Raw genomic sequence first — 21,247 nt, forward strand, 5'->3', positions numbered from 1 at the left:
AGCAAGTCCCGTAGAACCATTGAGCGCAGCGGGGGCTAGCCATGCTCATGTCTTTTAATCTTTTGTCTTTCTCTTTAAAGATCAAAAGATTGGTTGCGATTAACTCCCCGAAGTTCAATTGTCACGACGGCTCGGGGTAGCTTGTCAAGGCGGGAAAGAGTACCTTGACAAGCTACCCCGAGCCGTGTTGGTTCACCTTCGTCGGGGGCCGGCCGGGGAAGGGTCGGGGGGGTTGGTTGAGAGGGTCTTGGGTTGGGTAGACCCGCTGTCTGTCGTGTGGGTGGGTTTGGGTGGCCGACAGTGGGTGGTTGAGTGGTAGGTGGTTGGTCTTGGTGGGTTATCTGGCGGCGGGGAGGATGGAAGAGATGCGCAGTGCGCCCGTGCCCAGTCCTGTCGGGCCCGTCGAGAAGGTTGGGGTGGCAGGGGCGGCTTCTGCTGGAATGCCTGGGCGGCGGCGGATTTCCTCCTCTGTGTACCTGGCGCAGCCCTCGTGCCAGTTCAAGATGCCTGCCATCCAGTCCTTCAGTTCGTCCGTGTAGGCCGTCAGTGCGGCGCGGACGTCGTCGTCGAGGGAGAAGTCCGAGAACAAGCCCGGTAATCCCGCGTTGACGGCGTGTTCGAATTCCTTCATGCGGGCCGTCATCAGGTCGTTGACGATCTCTAATGCCGTCTGCTCATCCACGTCGAGGAAGTTGCGGACCACCAGTACCGAGTTGTGAAGCTCGCCCTCGTACTGAATCTCCTTCTTGTACGAGAAGACATCATTAAGCAGGCAGGCATAATCCATGGCCGAGTGCTCGATGGCCTGAATCGTCCGAGTCCGGTAGATCTCCGGCGGAACCAGCCGGCCGTGAGAGATCCGCGACAGGCTCATGGTGAGGTCCGAGCCGAAGGTCTTCCGGCGCATCTCGACGTAGTCAATCGGATCGGGAATGCGGTTCTCGGCCTGGTTTGCCAGTTCCCAAAGCCAGCTTTCGCACATGTCGACCACCGACTTGCGGAACGCGCGGCGCGACTCCGGGCTCATCGGGCCCGCTGTCCGCAGCCATAGGTCGGCGAGGCCGGTCTCCAGCGGGCTCTCCGGAGTGGGCATGGGCTCGTCCGCAAGCGGCATGAAGAGTTTGAAGCGCTCCGTCGCCGCCTTTGCGCCGCCGAGGTTCCTGGGAGCGCCGAAGACCACGGGGTAGTAGTCGTCGCCGTAGGTGCCCCAGGCCAGCCAGGCGCTGGTGAGGTCGAGTTGCTCGGGGGAGGCGTCCGGGTGGATGCCGGCGGAGCACAGGGGGAGGTCCATGGCGCGCATCTTGTGGTCGTCCCAGACGGCGCCGTCGAGGAAGCCCATGGAGGTGCACCAGGTGGCGAGGTGGTCGCGGGCGGTGGCGAGGTGGGGGCTGAGGCGGAGCTCGAACGGCATGTAGATCTCGGGCCGGACGTAGGGGCCGACGGTCTCGTGGGGCTGGTGGGAGAAGGAGCGCAGGCGCTGGGGAGCGGTCGCCACCAGGGAAGAGAAGATGCGGGCGGCCGAGGTGCCCAGGCCGGTGGGGCCGCCCAGCAACTCGGGGCCGCCGCGGGAGTCGAGGGCGCCTTCGTTCATGTAGCGGCTGGAGCGCAGGTGCCATTCGTGGCCGCCGGACTGCCAGTCCTGGAGGCCCTTGACGTAGGCGAAGGTCTCGGCGCGGCCGGACGGATCGACGGCGTGCTCGTCGAAGAGAGCCGGGACCTCGGTGAGGGCGGTGTGTTCGAACTGGTGCAGCCGGGACGTCAGGAGGTCGTTGACGGCGTCGGCGGCTTCCTGGGTGGTGCAGCCGAGGAACTTCTCGAACACCAGCACGCCGTTGGAGAGCTCGCCCTCGTCTTCGACCTCGCGCTGGTACGAGAACAGGTCGTTGCGGAGGTGGACGGCGTCGGCGAAGCAGTCGCGCAGGACTTCCATGGGACGGGAGGCGGCGATGGCGTCGGGGACCTCTGCGTGCACCGAGTGCTCGATGAGGTTCGCGGACCAGGGCGCGCCGCCGACCTTGCGGCGCATTTCGATGTACTCGATGGGGTTGGAGACGCGGCCCTCGTTGATGTTGGCCAGTTCCCACAACGACTCGTCCAGCAGGTTGCGCGTGCTTTCGACGAAGCGGCGGCGCCAGCCCTCCGAGCGGTGCGGCACGGTGCGGTTCCACAGGTCCTCGAGACCGCGCTCGACGGGGTTCTCCGCGGTCGCCGTGATGGCGCCCGTGACCGGCATGAACAGGGCGATCCGGTCGAGGTACGCGCGGGCGCTGTCGATGTCGCCGGTGCGCTTGAACAGTTCCAGGAAGTGGTCGTCGAAGTAGAAGACCCACACGTACCAGTCGGTGATGAGGTCGAGCTCCGTCGCGCCGGCGTCCGGGTGGGTGTAGGCGCAGAGCAGCGCGTAGTCGTGGGAGTCGAAGTCGTGCTCGTCCCAGATCACGGTGCCGTGCTGGGGGACGTCGATCATGTCCATCGTGTACGCCCACGCCTTGCTGTGCTCCCGCGCACCGTCCAGGTGCGGGTTCAGCCGGGCCGGGTAGGGCATGTAGAACTCGGGCAGAGCGAACGGCTGCACAGCGCGGTCCTGGCCTTCCCAGTGGTGGTCACCGACCCAGAGAATCAACCAAACGCGCCCGGCGCCCCGGAAGGTCCGCACGGGCGTTCCACCCGATCGCCCGCACCGTGTCGCCCGGGCGGCCCAGCCCGGATCACCTGTGGGTCGTTTCCCGCGCCGCGGCGTCATTCTTCGGTGAAGATCACGGGGACATCCGGAAGTACGGCAGGCTGTCCGGCGTTCACCTGAATGCCCGGACTTTGAGGAGCGACGAATGAGCGACGAGACCCGCGTGGTCCGCAACGACGAGAAGCACCGCTACGAGGTGTACGCGGACGGCCAGCTGGCCGGCTTCACGCAGTACCTCGTGCGCGGCGACCAGACGGTGTTCACCCACACCGAGATCGACAAGGCCTTCGGCGGCCGCGGCCTCGGCACCACGCTGGCCACGTACGCGCTCGACGACGTCGTGGCCAACGGTGGCGTGATCGTGCCGGTTTGCCCGTTCATCGCGGCGTTCCTGCGCAAGCACACCGGCTACGAAGAGCACGTCCAGTGGCCGGAAGGCACTTCCGCCGCGAAGTGAGTCCTTTGTGGACTCAGCCGAGCCGCTCGGCGAGGATGCCCGCGCGGGCGAGTTGCACCGCGCGGGCCCGTGAAGCGGCGAAACGAAGCAGGCCCGGCGGCGCGTGCAGCCGCAGCGTGTCGGTGACGCGCGTGCCGCCGCCGTCGGGCTCGAGGTCGAACCGGTAACCCATCCGCACGCCGCCGGGCGACACCACGTCGCCGTGCACCGCCGTCGAGCCGGTGGTGAGGAGCGTGACGACGATCGGGTTGTCGTGCCGCAGGAAACCGAAGAAGCGGAACCGCTCCACCGCGGTGTACCGCGTCAGCCCCTCTTCCCTCGCGACATCGCGCACCTGGACCACCAGCGGCGACAAACCGACGTAGTTCGCCGGCTCCGCGAGGTGGGCGACGACGTCCGCGGGCGGCGCGGCCACGGTGAACGCGTGGCTCAGCTCGGTGTCGGGCACGCGCCGACCTTAACCGGAAGCCCCGCTCCGCGATTGGCTCGTGGCACCCGGCGGGTAACCCATCCCAGTGAACGGTGCGGTCGCACGGCTGTTCGGCCTAGCGCACCTGCGCCGAACGGGTGCGGACAGTCCGATTTGCCCGGATGAATTGGTTATTAACCAACCTTCGTCGGTGGTGCGTTGGTTGCCTGGCAACAAAAGTGTGGGGAGTCCCACCGTGGTCGCGCGAGCCGTTCGCGCAGGATCCGTCCAGCTCAACTGGAGGAAGATTCGATGACTTCCCGGAAAACGTTCGTCGCCGGTTTCACCGTGTTCTCGGCGGCGGCGCTCACCGCCGGCCTTTGCGTGAACGCCGCTTCGGCCAGCCCGCTCGCCTTCGCGCAGATGCAGGCCCAGGCCATCACCCAGGCGTCGCAGGTCGTCGACAGCCTCGGACTGTCGGGTGGTGGCATCTACCTCGACAACGGCAAGGCCATCGTCAACGTCACCGACGCGGCCGCCCAGCAGAAGGCCGAGGCCGCCGGCTTCGCCACGAAGCTGGTGAAGCACAGCTTCGCCGCGCTGACCAACGCGAAGAACTCGCTCGACGCCGTGAAGAACGTGCCGCAGACCGCGTGGGGCATCGACACCAAGAACAACCAGGTCGTCGTGAAGATCTACGACGCCGCCTCGAAGACCACCGTCGACAAGGTCACCGCGGCCGCCGCGAAGCTGGGCGACTCCGCCCGCATCGAGCACCGCGCCGGCAAGCTGTCGACCTACATCGCCGACGGCGACTCGATCAACAACGGCCAGTTCACCTGCTCGCTGGGCTTCAACGTCACCCGGGGCGGCGAGCCGATGATGCTCACCGCGGGCCACTGCACCAACGAGGGCGGCACCTGGTCGGGCGGCGACGTCTCCGGCGCCCGCGTGGTGGAGAGCGACTGCCCCGGTGCGGACTCCGGTCTGCTGACCCGCCCGAACGGCTCGGGTGACGGCGCCATCAACACCGGCCAGACCATCAGCAGCGCCGGCACGCCGACCGTCGGCGAGCAGATCCAGAAGCAGGGCCAGACCACCGGCGGCGGCAGCGGCGAGGTCACCTCGGTCGACGAGTCCGTGAACTTCGACGTGGGCGTGCTCAACCACGAGTTCGGCACCACCGCGCACACCGACCACGGTGACTCGGGCGGCCCGGCGTACGACGGCTCGAAGGGCCTCGGCACGCTGTCCGGCGGCGACACCGTGACCAGCTACTTCTACCCGCTCACCCTCGAGCTGCAGTCCTACGGGCTCGAGCTCGCCTGACACCTGCGCCACGGAAGGCCCCTCCACTCATCAGGTGGAGGGGCCTTCTTCGTGCGTACGCTGATCGTCATGGAGCCGAATTCGAGCCTGGCCAGGCGGTTCTGGGTCGCGCTGGAGCCGCTGCACGCCGTCGTCTACTTCGCGCCCGAGCCCGCTGCGGCGGCGAAGGAAGTGGGCCTGCGCGGCTGGTGGATGGGCTATTTCGCGGGCCGCGCGGCGCCGCTGGGCCCGATCGGACCGGGGCCGGTCACGTCGATGTTCTACGGCTTCGCACCGGGGATGGTCGCGCGCGCCCTGCCCGACGCGTGGACGTTCGCGAAGCCGGAAGACGTGCTGCAGAGCCGGATTCTCGCCGTGGAAGCCGCTTTGACGCGGTTGCTGCCGCCGGGCGCCGAACTCACCGAACTGGCCGAGCTGCTCGAACGCGCCGTCGCCGGCTGCCGGTTCGACGGCCGTCCGCTCGCCGCCGCGTGGGCTTCGGCCGAACGCCCCGACCGGCCGCCGGCCCGCCTCTGGCTCGCCACCTGCGCCCTGCGGGAACACCGCGGCGACGGCCACGTGCTCGCCGGCGTCTCCGCCGGGCTGTCCGGCCTCGACGCGAGCCTCACCCACATCGCCGCCGGCGCCACGACCCGCGAGCTCGTGCAACGCGCCCGCGGCTGGACCGACGAGGAATGGGACGACTCGACGGCGCGCCTGCTCTCCCGTGGCCTGCTCGACTCCGCGGGCCGGCTCACGGCGAGCGGCGCCGCCGTCCGCCGCGACGTCGAGGAGATGACCGACCGCCTGGCCACCGACCCGCTCGACGCCCTCGGCCCGGACGCCGTGGACCGCGTGCTGGAGCTGGCCGAACCCCTCAGCCGCGCGGTCGTCGACGCGGGCGGCCTGCCGATCCCGAACCCCATGGGCGCGGTCCGGCCGTAAGACACGGAAAACCCGCGGCTCGGTTCTCGAGTCGCGGGCCGTGCGGTGTCCGCCGGCGGTCTCGCCTGATCGCGCCGTCGAGGTGACGACCTGGTCATGTCGATTGTTTCCTACCTCGACGAAGCGGGTCTGCCGACCGATCTGGTCAAGCAGACGCCCGGCGCGAAAACGCCGACCACGGCAGTGCTCGTCACCCAGAGTGGTGATGGCAGTTACGTGGGCTGGATGAACGAAACGCAGGTCGGACTGTCCACAGCGGATCTGCACAGCCGCGCGAGCCGCGAGGCCCTGGCGGAGCGTCGTCGCTCTGCTGGTGACCTTTGAGCCTGCCGTCGAGGTCGTGAAGTGGTCGTTGGCCACTGCGGGACCCAGCAACCGATGACATGCCGGGTTCTCGCGAAAGATTCTCGGCAGCGCTGATACACCAGCTATTGAACATGGGTCGCGACTTCACGGTCGGCGGGCGCGTTCAGTGCGTAAGTACTCGATGGCCACCGTTACCTCGAAGCCAAAGAACGACACGGCCACGCGATCCTCACCGCTGGTAGTTTCGCCTGAGTGAAGGCTGCGTTCGTCGGGAAGCCCGGCCCGGTCGAGGAGATCCGCTTCGGCGAGCTCCCCGATCCTGTGCCGGCGCTCGGGGAGGTGCTCGTCGACGTCGTCGTGGGCAGTGTGAACCCCGTGGACACGTTCGTGCGCAACGGGATGTGGCCGGTGCCCGGGCCGTGGCCGCTCGTGCTGGGGCGCGATTTCGTCGGTCGCGTCGTGGATTCGGCGAACGGCTTCGCGGCCGGGGAAACGGTGTGGGGCAACAGCCTCGGGCACGGGGGCCGGCAGGGCGCGGTGGCCGAGCGCGTGGCCGTGGCGGCGGATCGGCTGTACCGCCTGCCCGCCGGGGTGGATCCGTTCGACGCCGTCGCCGTGGTGCACCCGGCGGCCACGGCGTACCTGGCGTTGTTCACGCACGGCGGGTTGCGCGCGGGGCAGACCGTGCTGGTCGTCGGGGGTGGCGGCAACGTCGGGACCGCGTTGATCGAGCTCGCCGCGGCGGCGGGTGCGCGGGTGGTGGCCACGGCGTCGGCCGCGGATCTGGACCACTGCGTGACCCGCGGGGCCGACGTGGCGCTGGACTACCGCAGGACCGACCTGCCCGACGGCATCGACCTCTACGTGGACACCTCCGGCACCAACGACCTCGAAACCGCCGTGGCGCACCTGGCTTTCCGCGGCCGGATCGTGCTGCTCGCGGGGCCGCGCAGCCGCCCGGTGCTGCCCGCCGGTGAGCTGTACCTGAACGACCAGTCCGTGGTCGGGTTCGTCATCTCCCGCGCGAGCGCCGCCGAGCTGGCCGACGCGGCGGCGGCGCTGAACGAGCGGTTTGCCGCCGGTGGCCTGCGGCCGCGCGCCGTGGAGCGGGTGCCGTTCGCCGAAGCCGCCGACGCGCACGGCCGGATGGAGCGTGGTGAGCTGCACGGGCGCCGGATCGTGCTCGTCGTCCGAAATGACGGAGATCCTGTCGATTCCTGAGCACCTCGTTCGACGCACGGGTGGAAGCGGAAACCCGACGAACGGAGAGCCCATGCTGCTCGAAGGCAAGAACGCAGTGGTCTACGGCGGTGGCGGAGCGATCGGCGGCGCCATCGCGCGCGCGTTCGCGGAGGAGGGCGCACGCGTCTTCCTGGCCGGCCGCACGCGCGCGAAGCTCGAGAAGGTGGCCGACGAGATCCGCGCGACGGGCGGGCGCGCCGACGTCGAGGAGTTTGACGCCCTGGACGAGCAGGCCGTCGACAAGCACGCCGACGCCGTGGTCGCCGAGGCAGGCAGCCTCGACATCTCGGTCAACGTCATCACCCACGGCGACGTGCAGGGCACCCCGTTGCTGGAGATGTCCTTGGCCGACTACGAACAGCCCGTGGTCACCGCCGTGCGCACCACGTTTCTCACGATGCGGGCGGCCGGCCGCCACATGAAGCGCCAGGGCGGCGGCGTCGTGCTCGTTTTCGGCGGCGACGGGGACCCGGTGCGCACGCACCCGGTCGGCGGTCTGCAGGTGGCGTTCGCCGCGCTCGAGGCCATGCGCCGCCAGCTCGCCGCTGAGCTGGGCGGCTACGGCGTCCGCACCGTCACTCTGAGGTCCGGCGGCGTGCCCGAATCGCTGCCCGCGGATTTCGCGCACGCCGACCTGGTCACGGACGAGATCGCGAAGACCACGATGCTCGGCCGGCCCGCGACGCTCGCGGACGTCGGCGCGGTCGCCGCGTTCGTGGCCTCCGATCGCGGCCGCACCATGACCGCCGCGACGGCCAACATCAGCTGCGGCGCGCTGGTGGACTAGCTGTGATGTCCGGGGACGTTGTTCTCGGTTGAGGTGAGGTCGGCCTGTCGTGCAGACAGGCGAAGGCCTCCGGTTGTGAAGTGGAGCTGTTGAGGAACCGCTTCACCAACGGGAGGCCTTCGTGTCCCACCCTAATGCTGCGTTGACCCCGCGGGCCCGGTTGCGTCTTGCTCGGTTGATTGTCGAAGAGGGCTGGACCGCGACTACTGCGGCGAGAATGTTCATGGTCGCGCCGCGCACGGCCGGCAAGTGGGCCGCGCGGTATCGCGCCGAGGGTCAGGCGGGTATGGCCGACCGCAGCTCCCGGCCACACCGCAGCCCGGCTGCAACACCTGAGCAGCTCGTGCGCCGGATCGTAGGGTTGCGGTGGCGGCAGCGGTTGGGGCCCGTGCAGATCGGTGGCCGGCTGGGTATGCCCGCTTCCACCGTGCATGCGGTTCTGACCCGGTGCCGGATCAACCGGCTTGCCCGCATCGACCGGGTCACCGGAGAACCGTTGCGTCGCTATGAGCACGACCGCCCCGGCTCACTGATCCACGTCGACGTGACCAAGTTCGGCAACATTCCCGACGGCGGCGGCTGGCGTTACGTCGGCAAACGGCAGGGCAAGCGCAACCGCACGCAGACCGCTTACCGCACCGGAGAACGCGACAGGCACCACGGACCCAAACTCGGCACCGCCTACCTGCACACCGTCATCGACGACCATTCCCGGGTCGCCTACGCCGAGATCTGCGCGGACGAGACCGCCGCGACCGCCATCAGCGTCCTGCACCGGGCCGTTACCTGGTTCGCCGACCGCGGCGTCACCACCGAGCGAGTGCTCTCCGACAACGGCTCGGCCTACCGCTCGTTCGCGTGGCGCGACACCTGCACCGCTCTTGGCCTCACCCACAAGCGGACACGGCCCTACCGCCCGCAAACCAACGGGAAGATCGAAAGATTCCACCGCACCCTGGCCGACGGCTGGGCCTACGCCCACTTCTACAAGTCAGAAGCCGACCGTCGAGCCGCCCTACCAGCCTGGCTCCACTTCTACAATCACCACCGACCCCACAGCGCCATCGGAGGCCACCCACCGATCACCCGGCTGACCAACCTCCCTGGACATCACAACTAGCTCTTGCCGCGCGCCGAGATCTGCTGCACGGCCCAGGCGTTGCCGTCCGGGTCGGAGAAGTGGAAGAAGCCGATGTTGTCGAGGTCCTCGGGCCGGCCCGTGGCCGGGTCGGGCCCGAGGAGCTGGATCTCGCTGACGTCGACGCCGCCCGCGAGCAGCGTCTCGCGGGCGCGCGGCAGATCGGCGACCACGAGCTGCAGGCCCTTGAGTGAGCCGGGCGGCATCGGTGGCACCACACCCTCGCCGACGACGATCGAGCACCCGGAGCCCTGGGGAGTCAGCTGCACGACGCGGGCGCCGGGCCCCACCACGGTGTCGTGGTCGAGGTGGAAACCGCACTGCTCGGCGTAGAACGCCTTGGCGCGGTCCACATCGGACACGGGAACGATGACGACCTCGAGTGTCCAGTCCATCCCCGATGTCTAACCGGGCAAACCAGGCGGGTCAAGGTCGGGCGGTTCAACCACGCCGGCCAGAAAGTCAGCTGCCGAGGAACCGCGACAACGCTTCCCGCGCCTTCGCGTCCCGCGAAGCCAGCGCCTGCAGCTCCTCGGCGAGCACCGTCACCCATTCCTCGACGTCGGTGTCCCGGCGGCTGATCACGACCCCGCGCACCACCTGGCGAATCTCACCCGTGACCCCGCCGGATCGCCCGGCTGTGAGCACGAGCAGCTGGTGCGGCGTCGACACGCGCACCTCCACCGGCTGCCCGAGGCGCCCGGCCACGCGGTCGGCGAAGCTGCGCCGCCGGTCGATCTCGACCATGCCCGGGGGGAGGGCGTCGCCGAGGGTCTCGGACAGCACGCGCGTGTAGGACTCGACGTCGGCGCGATCGGCGCGCAGCGCGGCCACCAGGAGGTGGAACTCGCCGGCCGGGCCGAGCTCTGACCCGGCCATCAGTCGGTGAGGGGCAGCACGAGCTGCGGCTTGGTGATGCGGTGGTCGGGGCGCAGTGGCTTCACGGCGGTGCCGATGGCGAAGAACTCCGTCGTGTGCCCGCCCCATCGATGCGGCAGTGACAGCAACTGCACCCCCACGATGCCTTCGGCGTGCAGCTGCTCGGCCTCGGCCTGCATGCGTGACATCGCGAGCTCACGGGCGTCGTAGAGGGCCTCGGTGTACTGCGGGATCTCCACGTTCTGCCCGATGTTGCTCATCGCCTGGCGGAACCGCTGGTGCGCGATGTGGTAGACGCAGGTGCCCATCACCATGCCCAGCGGTGCGTACCCGGCCTGCACCAGCGTCCAGAAGTCCTGGCCGGACAGATCGGACGTGAACGGCTTGCCGGTGTTGTTGCGCCACTGGCCGGGTTCGTCGGCCTTCACCGCGGTGCCGACGGCGATGAACTCCGCCAGGTCGCTGCCGAACTCCTTGAACTCGATCTCCAGGCGCACGGCCACGATCCCGTCGGCGCCCAGCAGGTCGGCCTCGGTCTCCATGCGCGTCATCGCGAGCTCGCGCGCGTGGTACATCGCGGCCGACAGCCGGTCCATCTCCTGGTTCTTGCTCCAGCGCCCCATCTGGAACCCGACGTGGTAGATGCTCGACCCGAGCACCAGGCCCAGCGGGCGAAAGCCGGCCTCGCGCACGAGCAGGAACTCGTTCACGCTCAGGTCGGACGTGAACAGGCTCGTCGCCTGGCCCGGCCGCATCTCGGCGAGCCGGCGCATCGCATCCTCGGGGATGTGCTGCGCGGCGGGGTCCGTGGTCGTCACAGGGCCTCCTTCAAACTCGGTTCAGCGGCAGGATGGTGAGCGCGGACGTGGGCGCGGCGCTGCCGCTGTGGAAACGCGCGATGGCGGTGCCGAACACGCTCGCCACCCCGGCCACGGCCACCTCGCCCAGCTGCCACGTGTCGAGCGACATCCGCGAGACGATCGCCCCGTCGGCGCCGGTGGTCTGCACGGTCTTGCGGAACTGGCTGCGCGCGTCGGCCCGCACCTCGGTGACGAGCCGGGTGTGGGCGTCGACCTCGACGTTCCCGGCCCACATCGTGGTCTGGTACTGCATGTTGTAGTCGAACGTGGTGTGCGCGGAGATGCCGATCGCGACGGCCGCGGGCACCCAGCCGGCCTGCATCAGCTTGCCGACGTCCTGGCCCGGCAGCTCGGTGGTGAAGACGCGGCCCGGCCGTTGCGACGTCTCGGCGCGCACCGCGGAGCCGAGGGCCACGAACTCCTGCATGGTCTCGTCGAGCCGCGTGACGGACGTGGTGATGCCGAGGACGCCGTCCGCGCCGATCGCCTCGGCCTCCAGCCGCAGCCGGTCCAGCGCGATGCGGTAGCCCTGCCGCAGCGCGTCGGCGTAGATGGCGGCCTGCTGGTTCGGCGTGATGCCGAAGCCGGAGGTCCAGCCGAGGCGCTCCACGACGCACCCCATGACCTCCCCCACGGGGGTGAATCCGGCGAATTCCGAGCCGACCGCGCCGGGGACGCTCAGCAGTGAGGTGCGCAGGCCGGACGAAGCGAACCGGTCGACGCGAGCCCGCGCGACCGGCGGCAGTCCACGGCCATCCCAGTCGGGCACTCGGACCTCCTCGCGGGCCTCGGCGCGGCCCTCAGCGTCCATCGTGGCACGCGGGGGAGGCTAAGTCGGAACGAGAAGGCGGGGTTGTCCGGAACGTCCTTCAGTGTGTGGCGAGCTCCACGCGGTTGCGGCCCGCCTGCTTCGCCCGGTAAAGAGCGGTGTCGGTGGCGACCAGCACGTCGTCGACGCCCGTGAGGTGCTCGGCCGGGTAGAGCGCGCAGCCGATCGACACGGTGAGGTCGCTGATGACCGTGTCGCGCTCGGGCAACGGCACGACGACCTTCGGAATGCGCCGGCGGATGCGGTCGGCGAGCTGCCCGAGTTGCTCCATCGTCGGGACGTTGGGCAGCACGATCGCGAACTCCTCGCCACCCCAGCGGCCGCAGATGTCCTGGTCGCGCACCTCGCTGCGCAGCGCGATGGCGATCTCGCGCAGCACGACGTCGCCCGTCGGGTGGCCGTAGGTGTCGTTGATGGCCTTGAAGTGGTCGAGGTCGAGCAGCAGCACGCCGACGGTGCCGTTGCCCGTGCGGGCGCGCTCGAGGTACTGCTCGGCCAGCGTGCGCCACCAGCGCTTGGTGGCCAGGCCCGTGGTCACGTCGGTGCGCGCGTCGCGCTGGAACTGCGCGAGCAGCAGGCCGCGGTGCAGCGCCACCAGCGCCACGACCACGCCGGTGAGCACCAGCGGGTTGGCCAGCAGGAGCAGCGCGGCGGTGACCAGGCCGAGGCCGATCGCGCCGGCCTCCAGCAGCTGGTCGCCGAAGCCGGAGAACAGGTCCGACAGCGTCCGCGGCGGGCTGGAGAGCGCGATGGCGACCATCACCAGCGCCGTGTTGATGGCCCAGCGCAGGGCGGCCGCGAAGATGACGACGACCAGGTCGGTGAGGCCGGGGAGGAACCCCGCGGCCGGCACGCCGGGGTAGTGGTGCATGCCCAGCGCGAGCACGGCGACCGCCGCCTGGGTGCCGCACAGCACCGACGCGGCGGAGAAGATCCAGCGGTGGGGGAGCACCGGCCGTTCCCGCGGCCAGACACGCCACCACGCCACCGCGTACGTGAACACGACCATCGCCGTCGCGAGCACGGCCGGCAGCGCCACCACGGCCGCGATGCTCCACACGGCCTTGGTGTCGACGTACGCGACCGTGGGCGCGCGGTTGTACTCGCGCTGGCGCTCGATGTGGCGCGTGGCCTCGATGGCGGCGGCCGCGCACACGGCCAGCACGCCGAAGCGAATCAAGTCCTGCTGGTGCACCGGCACCAGCCACGCGGTGCTCACCGACGCCAGGATCGCCAGGAAGTTGACGAGGAGCACATAAGTGCGGACGTGCGAGGGCAACCGCCAAAGGCGCCAGCCCGTGAACCATCCGGCAGACCGGTTTGCTCGTCCGCGCACTCTTCACCTCACCCGGTTGGCTTCTACCGTAAACGACGGGGCGCGCCGTGTGCCGCCCGTGGTCCGGACTATGGGACCTGGCCGGGGAATTTCGCCCGGACAGCCCAGCGCCCGGCCCGCGCAGAGGGGAGGTGACCACTGAGCGTAGTGGTGGCCCGCCGGGATTCCTTGGCGTACCTGGGAATCCGCGGTCTCCGGCCACTGAAGCCACTGACGTGCGACAACCACGATCGGTGACCGGCGAGCTCCGCGAACCCGCCGGTCGGTGCGGCCCTGGCGAGGAGGTGACGACGGTGTGCGACAACAACTGGGCGGCTTCGGCTTGAGTGGTCTGGACCGTTGAGCTCGACCTGAGGTCGAGGGTTGCAAGCGTTTCGGTGCGATCTGTGGGAGGAGGTGTCCACGGTGCAGGACAACAACTGGTGAGTGTCCGAACTGTTGGCGAACCGCGATGCGGAAAGGAGGTCCGGCGGTGCGGGACAACAACTGGTGACGGCCGAAGTCCGCTGAACAGCCGAGGTGAAAGGGGGTAGAGCCGTGCGTGACAACAACTGGTGACCGGCGAATGGGGCGAAGCACTGGCGGGGAAGGAGGTTTCGACGATGCGTGACAACAACTGGACCCGCTGAGGTCCGCGGTTCTGAGGTCAGACCAACGAACACGACGAGCGGAGAGGTGACGCCGGTGCGCGACAACAACTGGACCCGCTGAACCAAGCCGGTCACCCCGACGAGCCCGAGAGGAGACGCCCGTGCGTGACAACAACTGGACCCGCTGACCCCCCGCCCGACGACAGCAACGGCCCCGACCGACCGAGAGGAGCGCCAGGTGCGCGACAACAACTGGACCTGCTGACCCGAAGCCCGCGAACACCCGACGAGGGGGTGAAAGGCATGCGTGACAACAACTGGACGTGAGTCCTGCCCGCGAGAGAGCCCGACTGTGCACGAGAACCACGAGCACCACGAGAACCACGAGGAGGTGGGCCGGTCACCGGACGTGAGCCGTGTGGTTCAGGACGCGGCAGGTGGCGTGGCCTCGTCGAGGGGACTTCGACGAGGCCACGCCGCGCGCAGCCAGGCCGCGGCGGCGAGGGCGGCGACGGTCGCGCCGGCGACGGCCGCGACGGCCACCACGGTCGTGGGCGCGAGCACCTGGGTGAGCGCGCCGGCGGCCGCGATCGCGACGCCCTGCGACGCCCGCAGGGCCGCGATCGCGACGCCGATCACCTGGCCGCGCTGTTCGGGCGGGGCGGCGAGGCTGTACTGCACCTGAGTGATCAAGTCGTGCGCGGAGAACATCCCGGACAACGTCCACAAAACCACCAGCACGACGAGCCCGGGCGTCCAGCCCGTCGGCAGCAGCACCAGGCTGGTCGCCACGGCGAGCGGCCCGAGCAGCCGCGCCTGGCGTACGCGTGGCACCCGGCTGAGCAGCACCGCGCCGAGCAGCGAACCGACGGGGTTGGCGATGAGCAGCCACGCCAGCACCGCCGTACCGCCGAGCTGCGCGGAGATCGGCACGGCCAGGCCTTCGGGCACCACGTAGAACCCGCTGCAGCACGCGATCGCCAGCAACGACCGCAACCGCCGGTCCCGCCCGACCAGCCGGCAGCCCGCGACGAGCGAAGCCCACTGGGAAGGCGCCGGACCCCGCTCGACGACGTTCACCGGGTGCGGCCGCAGGCCCCACCGCAGCGCGAGTGCCGACACGGCGAAGGTCACCGCGTCCACGGCCAGCGCGCCCGTCACGCCGAGCCACGCGACCACCGCCGCGCCCGCGCCGAAGCCGATCACGAGCGCCGCCTGGTACGTCGAGGACAACATCGCCTGGCCGACGGGCAACCGGTCGGGGCCGAGGATGTCCGGCAGCACGGCCTGCCGCGCGGACTGGAACGGCCCGGCCGCCAGCTGCACCACCACCAGCAGCGCCGCCGCGACCGGCCACGGCAGCCCCGGGATCGCCATCACGGCCACGAGCACGGCCCGCAGCACGTCGGCCACCACGAGCACCGTGCGGCGCGGGAACCGGTCGGCCAGCCCGCCGAGCGCGCCGCCGAGGAGATCGGGCAGGTAAGTCAGCGCGTACGTGAGCGCCGCCCAGCCCGCGGATTCGGTACGGTCGAACACGAGGACCGTGAGCGCGACCCGAGCCAGTTGATCACCGGCGACCGACAGCACGTGCGCGAGCCACAGGGCCCGGAATTCGGTCACGCCGAACACGTTTCGGAATGTCGGGGCGCCGGCGCTCATATGATCAGAGTGTCCCGGTTCGGCCACGCGGAGCAACCCCCGCACCCTCCGGTGGGTCGTAGGGACACCCGGGCGAGCGCCGTGAAAAACTTGGCGATCGCCGTCCGTGAACGTCGCACTGAGGGGTTTTTCGTTGACCGAGGAGAGCCGGCAGATCGCCGGTCGCTACCAGCTCGTCGAGCTCATCGGCAGCGGCGCCATGGGCATGGTCTGGCGCGGCGAGGACAAGATCCTCGGCCGCGTCGTCGCGGTGAAAGAACTCCTCATGCCGATGAACCAGGGCGAGGAGAAAGTCGCCGAGGCGAAGAACCGCGCCATGCGCGAGGCCCGCATCGCCGCGCGCCTGCAGCACCCCAACGCCATCTCCGTGTTCAACGTGGTCGAGTACGAAGACCGCCCGTGGCTGATCATGGAGTACCTGCCTTCGCGCAGCCTCTCGGCGAAGCTGCACGACGACGGCCCGCTGACCGTCGAAGAGATCATCCCCATCGCCGTGCAGCTGGCCGGTGTGCTGGCCGCCGCGCACCGCGCCGGCATCGTGCACCGCGACGTCAAGCCCGGCAACGTGCTCCTCGGCGAAGACGGCACCGTCAAGGTCACCGACTTCGGTATCTCCCGCGCGGTCGGCGACGTCACGCTGACGGCCACGGGCGAAATCTCCGGTACGCCCGCGTTTCTCGCGCCCGAGGTCGCCCGCGGCGAGGAAGCGATGTTCGCCTCCGACGTCTTCGCCCTCGGCGCCACGCTCTACATGGCGGTGGAGGGCGCGCCGCCGTTCGGCATGGCCGACAACGCGATCGCCTTGCTGTACCGCGTGTCCAGCGGTTCGATCAACCCGCCGAAGCAGGCGGGGAAGCTGGAGCCGCTGCTGCTGAAGCTGCTGGAGCTCAAGCCCGAGGACCGGCCGTCGATGGCCGAGGTGCTCACCGAGCTGCGCGAGCTCGACGGCGGCGTCACGCCCGTCGCGTCGGTGCCGATCCCACTGACGGTGCCCGCGCCGCTCCCGGCCGCTCCGGCTCCGGCCGCCGCCCCGACGACTCCCGCCCCGGCACCTGTCGACCGAAGACGGCGCTCGATGGTCCTCGCCGGCGTCGGCGCCGTGCTCGTGGTGCTCGTCGTCGTGGCGATCGTGCTGGTGAACCGCAACAACGGCACGCCCCCGACGGCCGGTGGCGCGTCTCCGGTGGTCAACTCGTCGTCCGCGAACGCCCCGGCGCCGCCGCCGTCGACCACGAACCCGCCGACGACACCGCCGCCTTCGAGCACCCCGTCGGCGCCCAGCAGCCCGCCGTCGTCACCCACCAGCAGTTCGGTCAGCTCGCCGCAGGACATGGAAGCGGCGCTGACGCGCTACTTCTCGCTCATCCCGGGCGACCTGCAACAGGGCTTCGGCCTGCTCACGGACAACTTCAAGGCGAGCAAGCACCAGACTTTCGCCACGTACCAGAACTTCTGGGACGACTACAAGTCCGCGCGCGCGAGCAACGTGAAGTCGATCGGCACTGACATGCTCAGCGCCGACATCACCTACGTGTCCGCCGGTGGGGCCAGTCAGACCAACCACCACACGTACCACATGGTCAACGACAACGGCGTCTGGAAGATCGACTCCGAAAGCTGAGTCCTCACTCCAGCAGCAGTTCGATGGCCCCGGCAGCGTCGGTGACGACGTGGTCCGGGGCCTTTTCGTCCCCGCTCCACGCGCGCCCCCGGTCGACCCACACCGTGTGCAGCCCCGCGGCCCGGCCGCCGGCGACGTCGGTCTCCTCGCCGTCGCCGACCATCCAGCCGTCGCGCAACGGCGCCTCGCAGCGTTCCGCCGCGATCTCGAACAGCCGCCCGTCCGGCTTGGCGACGCCTTCGTGCTCCGAGATCGCCCACCCGTCCACGAGCCCCGCGACCCCCGTGCACAGCAGGGTGGCGAGCTGCTGTTCGGCGTTGCCGTTGGTCACCACGCCGATCCGCCAGCCCGCCGCGCGCAACCGCGGCAGGCCGGTCAGCACGCCCGGCGCGGCGGGGATCAGCGCCGGGTGCCGCTGCTGGTACGACTCGAGCAGCTCCGCGGCGGTGTCGCGCAGGGCGAACCGGTCGCGCACGGCTTTGAAGAAGACGTCGCGCGGGGCGAGGCCGTCTTCGTCAGCGGAAGCGAGCCACGTGGCGTCGCCGGGCGTCAGGCGGTGTTCCGCGCAGAACTCCCAAGCCCAGCGCCGGAACCCCTCCGCCCGGTCGACGAGGGTGTTGTCGAGGTCGAACAGCACGAGCCGCACCGAATGACCCTAAGCAGACACCGCGGGCACCCGCACGCTGATCCGGCCCGAACGACCCGAGCGGCGCAGGCCGACCGTCGGGTCAGCGCGCGAGCAGCTCCAGCGAGACCTCCCACAGCAGCGTCGCCGCTTCCGGGTCGACCGCGTGGGCCGCGACGCCGTCGCGGGACGGCGGGACGTGGGGCTCGGCTTCGTTGTTGTCCTCGAAGTAGCGGCCGCCGACGCCGGCCAGCAGGGGAGACGCGGCGAGCAGCACCGAGGTCGACGCGCCCTGCTCGGTGGTCTTCCACGGGTAGGTCTTGGCGATCTCGTTGAACTCGGCGTCGTCGGCCTGGTGGCGCTGCAGGTTGGTGCGGATGCCGCCCGGCATGAGGGCGTTGGCGGTGATGCCGTCGGCGGCCCAGCGCCGGGTGGCCTCGACGGCGAAGAGGACGTTCGCGGACTTCGATTGGCCGTAGGCCGACCACGGGTCGTACTCGCGGCGTTCGAAGTGGATGTCGTCGAAAACGACGCCCGAGCGCAGGTGGGCGCTCGAGCTCACGGCCACGATGCGCGCGTCGCCGGCTCGGGCGAGGGCGTCGTGCAGGCCGAGCGCGAGGCCGAAGTGGCCGAGGTGGTTGGTGGCGAACTGGTGCTCCCAGCCTTCCGGCGTGCGGTTGAGCGGCTCGGCCATCACGCCGGCGTTGTTCACGAGGATGTGCAGCGGGCCCTGCCAGTCGCTCGCGAGCTTGGCGACGGAGTCGCGGTCGGCCAGTTCGAGGTGCTTGACGTCGACGGCGGCGTTGCCCGTGGCCGCCGTGATCGCCTCGGCGGTGCGGTGGCCGGCCTCGGTGTTGCGGACGGCCAGCGTGACCTCGGCCCCGGCCTGCGCGAGCGCGCGGGCCGTCTCGACGCCGATGCCGGACGCGCCCCCGGTGACGATCGCGCGGCGGCCGGTGAGGTCGACGCCCGCGCTGACGTCGGCGGCGGTGGACTCCCTGGTGAACGGGGTGGTGATGCGCATGGCGTTCCTGTCCTGGACTCGATACGGAGGAACCTCCGGTTGAGTCCGACATTAATCGGAGGAGCCTCCGTTCGCAAGTATGCTTGAGTTGACGAGACGGAAGGGGTGAGAGGTGACGAAGCCACTGTGACCAAACCACTACGTGCGGACGCGCGGCGCAACCGCGACCTCCTGCTCGCGTCCGCGGTGCGGCAGTTCTCCGAGAAGGGCCTCGACGCGACGCTCGACGCGATCGCCAAGGACGCCGGCGTCGGCATCGGCACGCTGTACCGCCACTTCCCGACGCGTGAGGCCCTGATCGAGGCCGCGTACCGCAACGAGCTGGACCAGCTGTGCGACGCCGGCCCCGCGCTGCTGCAGGAGCTGCCGCCCTTCGAGGCGCTGCGCACATGGATGGACCGCTTCGTGGACTACATGACCACGAAGATCGGCATGTCCGACGCCCTGCGCGCCGTGATCGCCTCCGGCGGCAACCCGTACGCCCACAGCCGCGACCGCCTGAACTCCACCATCGAGCAGCTGGTCGCCCCGCTGATCGCCGCCGGCACCCTCCGCGGCGACGTCCTCGTGGACGACGTCCTCATCGGCCTCAGCGGCATCGCGCTGGCGGCCGGCGAGCCGGCGCAACGCGAGCAAGCCGGGCGGCTGCTCGACCTGCTGCTGGACGGCCTGCGCTTCCGCGGCTGAACTTCTGCGCTTGACCTTGACATCGTGACAAGGTCTTCACTGGGTCGCAGGAGGTGGTTCCGATCAACACGCCACACAAGAACCCACACCTGCGCGAAGCACTCGGCGCCGGAAATTCGTCGACGCGGCTGCAGGCGGCGCTGGCGGCCGGCACGGACGCCGACCCCGGGCTGCTCGAGCCGCTCGTGGCGCGGTGCGCGGTGGAGCCCGACTTCTTCGTGCGCGACATGCTCACCTGGGCGTTGACGCGGCTGCCGGCTGAGCTGACCGTGCCCCGGCTCGTCGCGGAGCTGCGGTCCGGGCGCGCCCAGGCGCGCAGCCAGGCGTTGCACACGCTGTCCAAGATCGGCGACGCGAGTGTCTGGCCCGAAATCACGCGGTCGTTGCTGCGCGACGCCGACGACGAGGTCGCGCGGAGTGCCTGGCGGGCGGCCGTCGTGCTCGTGCCCGAGGCGGAGAAGCTCGCGCTGGCCGAGGAACTGTCGGCGCAGCTCGGCCGCGGGGACCGGCACGTGAAGCTGAGCCTGAGCCGGGCGCTGGTGGCGCTCGGGGACGGGATCGAACCGCTGCTGCGAAAGGTGCTGGTGAGTGCCGACCCCGTGGTCCGTGCGCATGCCCGCGCCACGGAACGGCTGCTGCGTGACCCGGAGGCGGCCTTCGACCCGGCCGTCGACGAGGCCAAGCGGATGGCCGCGCTCGGGCCGGAACGGGCGGCGGAGGTGGCCGGTGCTGATCGGTGAGGTGGCGCGCCGCTCGGGGGTGAGTGCCCGGATGCTCCGGCACTACGACACCCTCGGGCTGGTGCGCCCCACCGGCCGCACCGTCGGCGGCTACCGCGAGTACTCCGCCGAGGACATCCGGCGGATCTTCCACGTGGAAAGCCTGCGGTCGCTGGGGTTGTCGCTGCGCGAGATCGGCCGCGCGCTTGAGGATCCGGCGTTCGCACCGTCCACTTTGGTCGGTGAGCTGATCCGGCGGACCGAAGACCGGCTGAAGCGCGAGCAGGAGCTGCTGGAGCGGCTGCGCCGGGTCGACGCGTCAGCGCCGCCGGGCTGGCAGGACGTGCTGCGCCTGGTCGAGTTGCTGCACGGGCTGGACTCGCCGGACGCCGCACGCCGGCAGCAGGCCGCGCTGGCTCCGGTCGAGGAGGTGCCGGCGGAGCTGCTGGCCGAGGCGGTGCTCGCCGAACCCGACCAGAACGTCGCGGGCGCCCTGCGGTGGGCCCTCGCCCGCGCGGGCGGCGACGGCCTGGCAAGCCTGGCGGCGGGCCTGCGCTCCGCCGACGTCGACGTCCGGCGGCGCGCGGTCCGGGCCATCGCTTCGCTGCCGGGGGAGGACGCGTCGGCGGCGCTGCTCGGCGCGCTCGACGACCCGGACCCGACGGTCCGGACTCGGGCGGCTCTGGCGTCCGGCGGCCGTGGTTTTCCCGCGGCCGTGCCCACGCTCGTCGCGATGGTGGTGGACGGCCCGAACGACGTCGAAGCGGCCGAAGTCCTGGGCGCGCTGTCGCTGGACGCCTCCTGCGCCGGCCCGATCAAGGCCGCCCTGGCCGACCAGCTCGCCGCCCACACCTCGGACTCGGCCGTACGGATCCGGCTGACGCAAGCCCTCGCCGAACTGCCGGCGGCCGACGACCTCCTGCAGCAGCTGACCCAGGACGACGACCCGGCCGTCGCTCTCGTGGCCTCGGCTCTCACGCGAACGCAGCGGCCCGACGGCTGAGCACGCCGCTCAACGACTCGCCGGCAGGCATGCTCGCCGGATCCTCAACCGGTGGAAGAGGTGAGAGGCTGCCGGGCACGCCCGACACCGCCTACTGCGCCATTCGGGTGACAAGGGGGCCGGTTTTGTCGGTGATC

21 protein-coding genes are annotated in these 21,247 nt (G+C 70.3%); 11 read left to right on the forward strand and 10 right to left on the reverse strand.

The genetic code is table 11. The features are described 5' to 3' along the window. Nucleotides 1–337: 337 nt before the first annotated feature. Nucleotides 338–2,575 (reverse strand): family 2 encapsulin nanocompartment cargo protein terpene cyclase, encoded by a 2,238-nt coding sequence (locus ACQPXB_RS07285; protein ID WP_432850289.1) that lies wholly within the window; start codon nucleotides 2,573–2,575, stop codon nucleotides 338–340. 253 nt (nucleotides 2,576–2,828) lie between these two features. On the opposite strand from ACQPXB_RS07285, the gene ACQPXB_RS07290 reads away from it, so the two are divergent. Continuing rightward, nucleotides 2,829–3,140 carry a GNAT family N-acetyltransferase gene (locus tag ACQPXB_RS07290; protein ID WP_432850291.1) on the forward strand — a complete coding sequence of 104 codons (312 nt, stop codon included), beginning with the start codon at nucleotides 2,829–2,831 and terminating at the stop codon, nucleotides 3,138–3,140. 13 nt (nucleotides 3,141–3,153) lie between these two features. Here the strand turns inward: ACQPXB_RS07290 and ACQPXB_RS07295 are convergent, their stop codons facing one another. Beyond that, on the reverse strand, nucleotides 3,154–3,588 hold the full coding sequence (locus ACQPXB_RS07295) for an SRPBCC family protein (protein ID WP_432850293.1): 435 nt from the start codon (nucleotides 3,586–3,588) through the stop codon (nucleotides 3,154–3,156). A gap of 273 nt (nucleotides 3,589–3,861) precedes the next feature. Between ACQPXB_RS07295 and ACQPXB_RS07300 the strand changes: the two genes are divergently transcribed. The 6 genes from ACQPXB_RS07300 to ACQPXB_RS07325 all read left to right on the forward strand — a co-directional run bounded on the left by ACQPXB_RS07300 (nucleotide 3,862) and on the right by ACQPXB_RS07325 (nucleotide 9,257). Then, nucleotides 3,862–4,878 carry a S1 family peptidase gene (locus ACQPXB_RS07300; RefSeq protein ID WP_432850295.1) on the forward strand — a complete coding sequence of 339 codons (1,017 nt, stop codon included), beginning with the start codon at nucleotides 3,862–3,864 and terminating at the stop codon, nucleotides 4,876–4,878. A gap of 69 nt (nucleotides 4,879–4,947) precedes the next feature. Further along, nucleotides 4,948–5,802, forward strand: coding sequence for an SCO6745 family protein (locus ACQPXB_RS07305; RefSeq protein ID WP_432850297.1), 855 nt, complete (start codon nucleotides 4,948–4,950; stop codon nucleotides 5,800–5,802). Between the two features lie 96 nt (nucleotides 5,803–5,898). Then, nucleotides 5,899–6,126 (forward strand): hypothetical protein, encoded by a 228-nt coding sequence (locus ACQPXB_RS07310; protein ID WP_432850299.1) that lies wholly within the window; start codon nucleotides 5,899–5,901, stop codon nucleotides 6,124–6,126. Nucleotides 6,127–6,360: 234 nt separating this feature from the next. Continuing rightward, the gene (locus ACQPXB_RS07315) at nucleotides 6,361–7,329 is read left to right on the forward strand and encodes a zinc-binding dehydrogenase (protein ID WP_432850301.1); all 969 of its coding nucleotides are present in this window, start codon (nucleotides 6,361–6,363) and stop codon (nucleotides 7,327–7,329) included. 52 nt (nucleotides 7,330–7,381) lie between these two features. Next, nucleotides 7,382–8,137, forward strand: coding sequence for an SDR family NAD(P)-dependent oxidoreductase (locus tag ACQPXB_RS07320; RefSeq protein ID WP_432850303.1), 756 nt, complete (start codon nucleotides 7,382–7,384; stop codon nucleotides 8,135–8,137). A gap of 121 nt (nucleotides 8,138–8,258) precedes the next feature. Continuing rightward, nucleotides 8,259–9,257, forward strand: a complete 999-nt coding sequence (locus ACQPXB_RS07325; RefSeq protein WP_432848563.1) for an IS481 family transposase — start codon at nucleotides 8,259–8,261, stop codon at nucleotides 9,255–9,257. Here the strand turns inward: ACQPXB_RS07325 and ACQPXB_RS07330 are convergent. The 6 genes from ACQPXB_RS07330 to ACQPXB_RS07355 all read right to left on the reverse strand — a co-directional run bounded on the left by ACQPXB_RS07330 (nucleotide 9,254) and on the right by ACQPXB_RS07355 (nucleotide 15,431). Next, nucleotides 9,254–9,670 (reverse strand): VOC family protein, encoded by a 417-nt coding sequence (locus ACQPXB_RS07330; RefSeq protein WP_386949137.1) that lies wholly within the window; start codon nucleotides 9,668–9,670, stop codon nucleotides 9,254–9,256. The genes ACQPXB_RS07325 and ACQPXB_RS07330 overlap by 4 nt on opposite strands. Before the next feature lie 67 nt (nucleotides 9,671–9,737). After that, nucleotides 9,738–10,154, reverse strand: coding sequence for a hypothetical protein (locus ACQPXB_RS07335; protein ID WP_366578733.1), 417 nt, complete (start codon nucleotides 10,152–10,154; stop codon nucleotides 9,738–9,740). Beyond that, entirely contained in the window at nucleotides 10,154–10,972 is an 819-nt protein-coding gene (locus ACQPXB_RS07340) for a heavy metal-binding domain-containing protein (protein WP_366578735.1), read from the reverse strand. The genes ACQPXB_RS07335 and ACQPXB_RS07340 overlap by 1 nt, the downstream gene beginning before the upstream one ends. 10 nt (nucleotides 10,973–10,982) lie before the next feature. After that, nucleotides 10,983–11,783 carry a heavy metal-binding domain-containing protein gene (locus ACQPXB_RS07345; protein ID WP_386949131.1) on the reverse strand — a complete coding sequence of 267 codons (801 nt, stop codon included), beginning with the start codon at nucleotides 11,781–11,783 and terminating at the stop codon, nucleotides 10,983–10,985. A gap of 100 nt (nucleotides 11,784–11,883) precedes the next feature. After that, nucleotides 11,884–13,122 carry a GGDEF domain-containing protein gene (locus tag ACQPXB_RS07350; protein WP_366578739.1) on the reverse strand — a complete coding sequence of 413 codons (1,239 nt, stop codon included), beginning with the start codon at nucleotides 13,120–13,122 and terminating at the stop codon, nucleotides 11,884–11,886. A 1,070-nt stretch (nucleotides 13,123–14,192) separates the two neighbouring features. Continuing rightward, a complete protein-coding gene (locus tag ACQPXB_RS07355; RefSeq protein WP_386949128.1) occupies nucleotides 14,193–15,431 on the reverse strand; it encodes an MFS transporter in 1,239 nt (412 codons plus the stop codon). Between the two features lie 133 nt (nucleotides 15,432–15,564). Here ACQPXB_RS07355 and ACQPXB_RS07360 point away from each other — a divergent pair, with 133 nt between their 5' ends. Continuing rightward, nucleotides 15,565–17,052: a serine/threonine-protein kinase gene (locus tag ACQPXB_RS07360; protein ID WP_432850307.1), complete on the forward strand. Its 1,488-nt coding sequence runs from the start codon at nucleotides 15,565–15,567 to the stop codon at nucleotides 17,050–17,052. A 4-nt stretch (nucleotides 17,053–17,056) separates the two neighbouring features. On the opposite strand, the gene ACQPXB_RS07365 is transcribed toward ACQPXB_RS07360, so the two are convergent. Together ACQPXB_RS07365 and ACQPXB_RS07370 are read right to left on the reverse strand one after the other, a co-directional pair. Continuing rightward, entirely contained in the window at nucleotides 17,057–17,698 is a 642-nt protein-coding gene (locus ACQPXB_RS07365; RefSeq protein ID WP_432850309.1) for an HAD family hydrolase, read from the reverse strand. An 82-nt stretch (nucleotides 17,699–17,780) separates the two neighbouring features. After that, the gene (locus tag ACQPXB_RS07370; RefSeq protein WP_366578747.1) at nucleotides 17,781–18,701 is read right to left on the reverse strand and encodes an SDR family NAD(P)-dependent oxidoreductase; all 921 of its coding nucleotides are present in this window, start codon (nucleotides 18,699–18,701) and stop codon (nucleotides 17,781–17,783) included. Between the two features lie 126 nt (nucleotides 18,702–18,827). Here ACQPXB_RS07370 and ACQPXB_RS07375 point away from each other — a divergent pair, with 126 nt between their 5' ends. The 3 genes from ACQPXB_RS07375 to ACQPXB_RS07385 are packed head-to-tail and all read left to right on the forward strand — an operon-like array spanning nucleotide 18,828 to nucleotide 21,110. Beyond that, nucleotides 18,828–19,388: a TetR/AcrR family transcriptional regulator gene (locus ACQPXB_RS07375; protein WP_386949116.1), complete on the forward strand. Its 561-nt coding sequence runs from the start codon at nucleotides 18,828–18,830 to the stop codon at nucleotides 19,386–19,388. Between the two features lie 53 nt (nucleotides 19,389–19,441). Beyond that, the gene (locus tag ACQPXB_RS07380) at nucleotides 19,442–20,128 is read left to right on the forward strand and encodes a HEAT repeat domain-containing protein (protein WP_432850312.1); all 687 of its coding nucleotides are present in this window, start codon (nucleotides 19,442–19,444) and stop codon (nucleotides 20,126–20,128) included. Continuing rightward, entirely contained in the window at nucleotides 20,115–21,110 is a 996-nt protein-coding gene (locus ACQPXB_RS07385; RefSeq protein ID WP_432850314.1) for a MerR family transcriptional regulator, read from the forward strand. Before ACQPXB_RS07380 ends, ACQPXB_RS07385 begins: the two co-directional genes overlap by 14 nt. Nucleotides 21,111–21,247: the final 137 nt, after the last annotated feature.

The organism is Amycolatopsis sp. CA-161197, from assembly GCF_050942255.1.
GTDB lineage: Bacteria > Actinomycetota > Actinomycetes > Mycobacteriales > Pseudonocardiaceae > Amycolatopsis.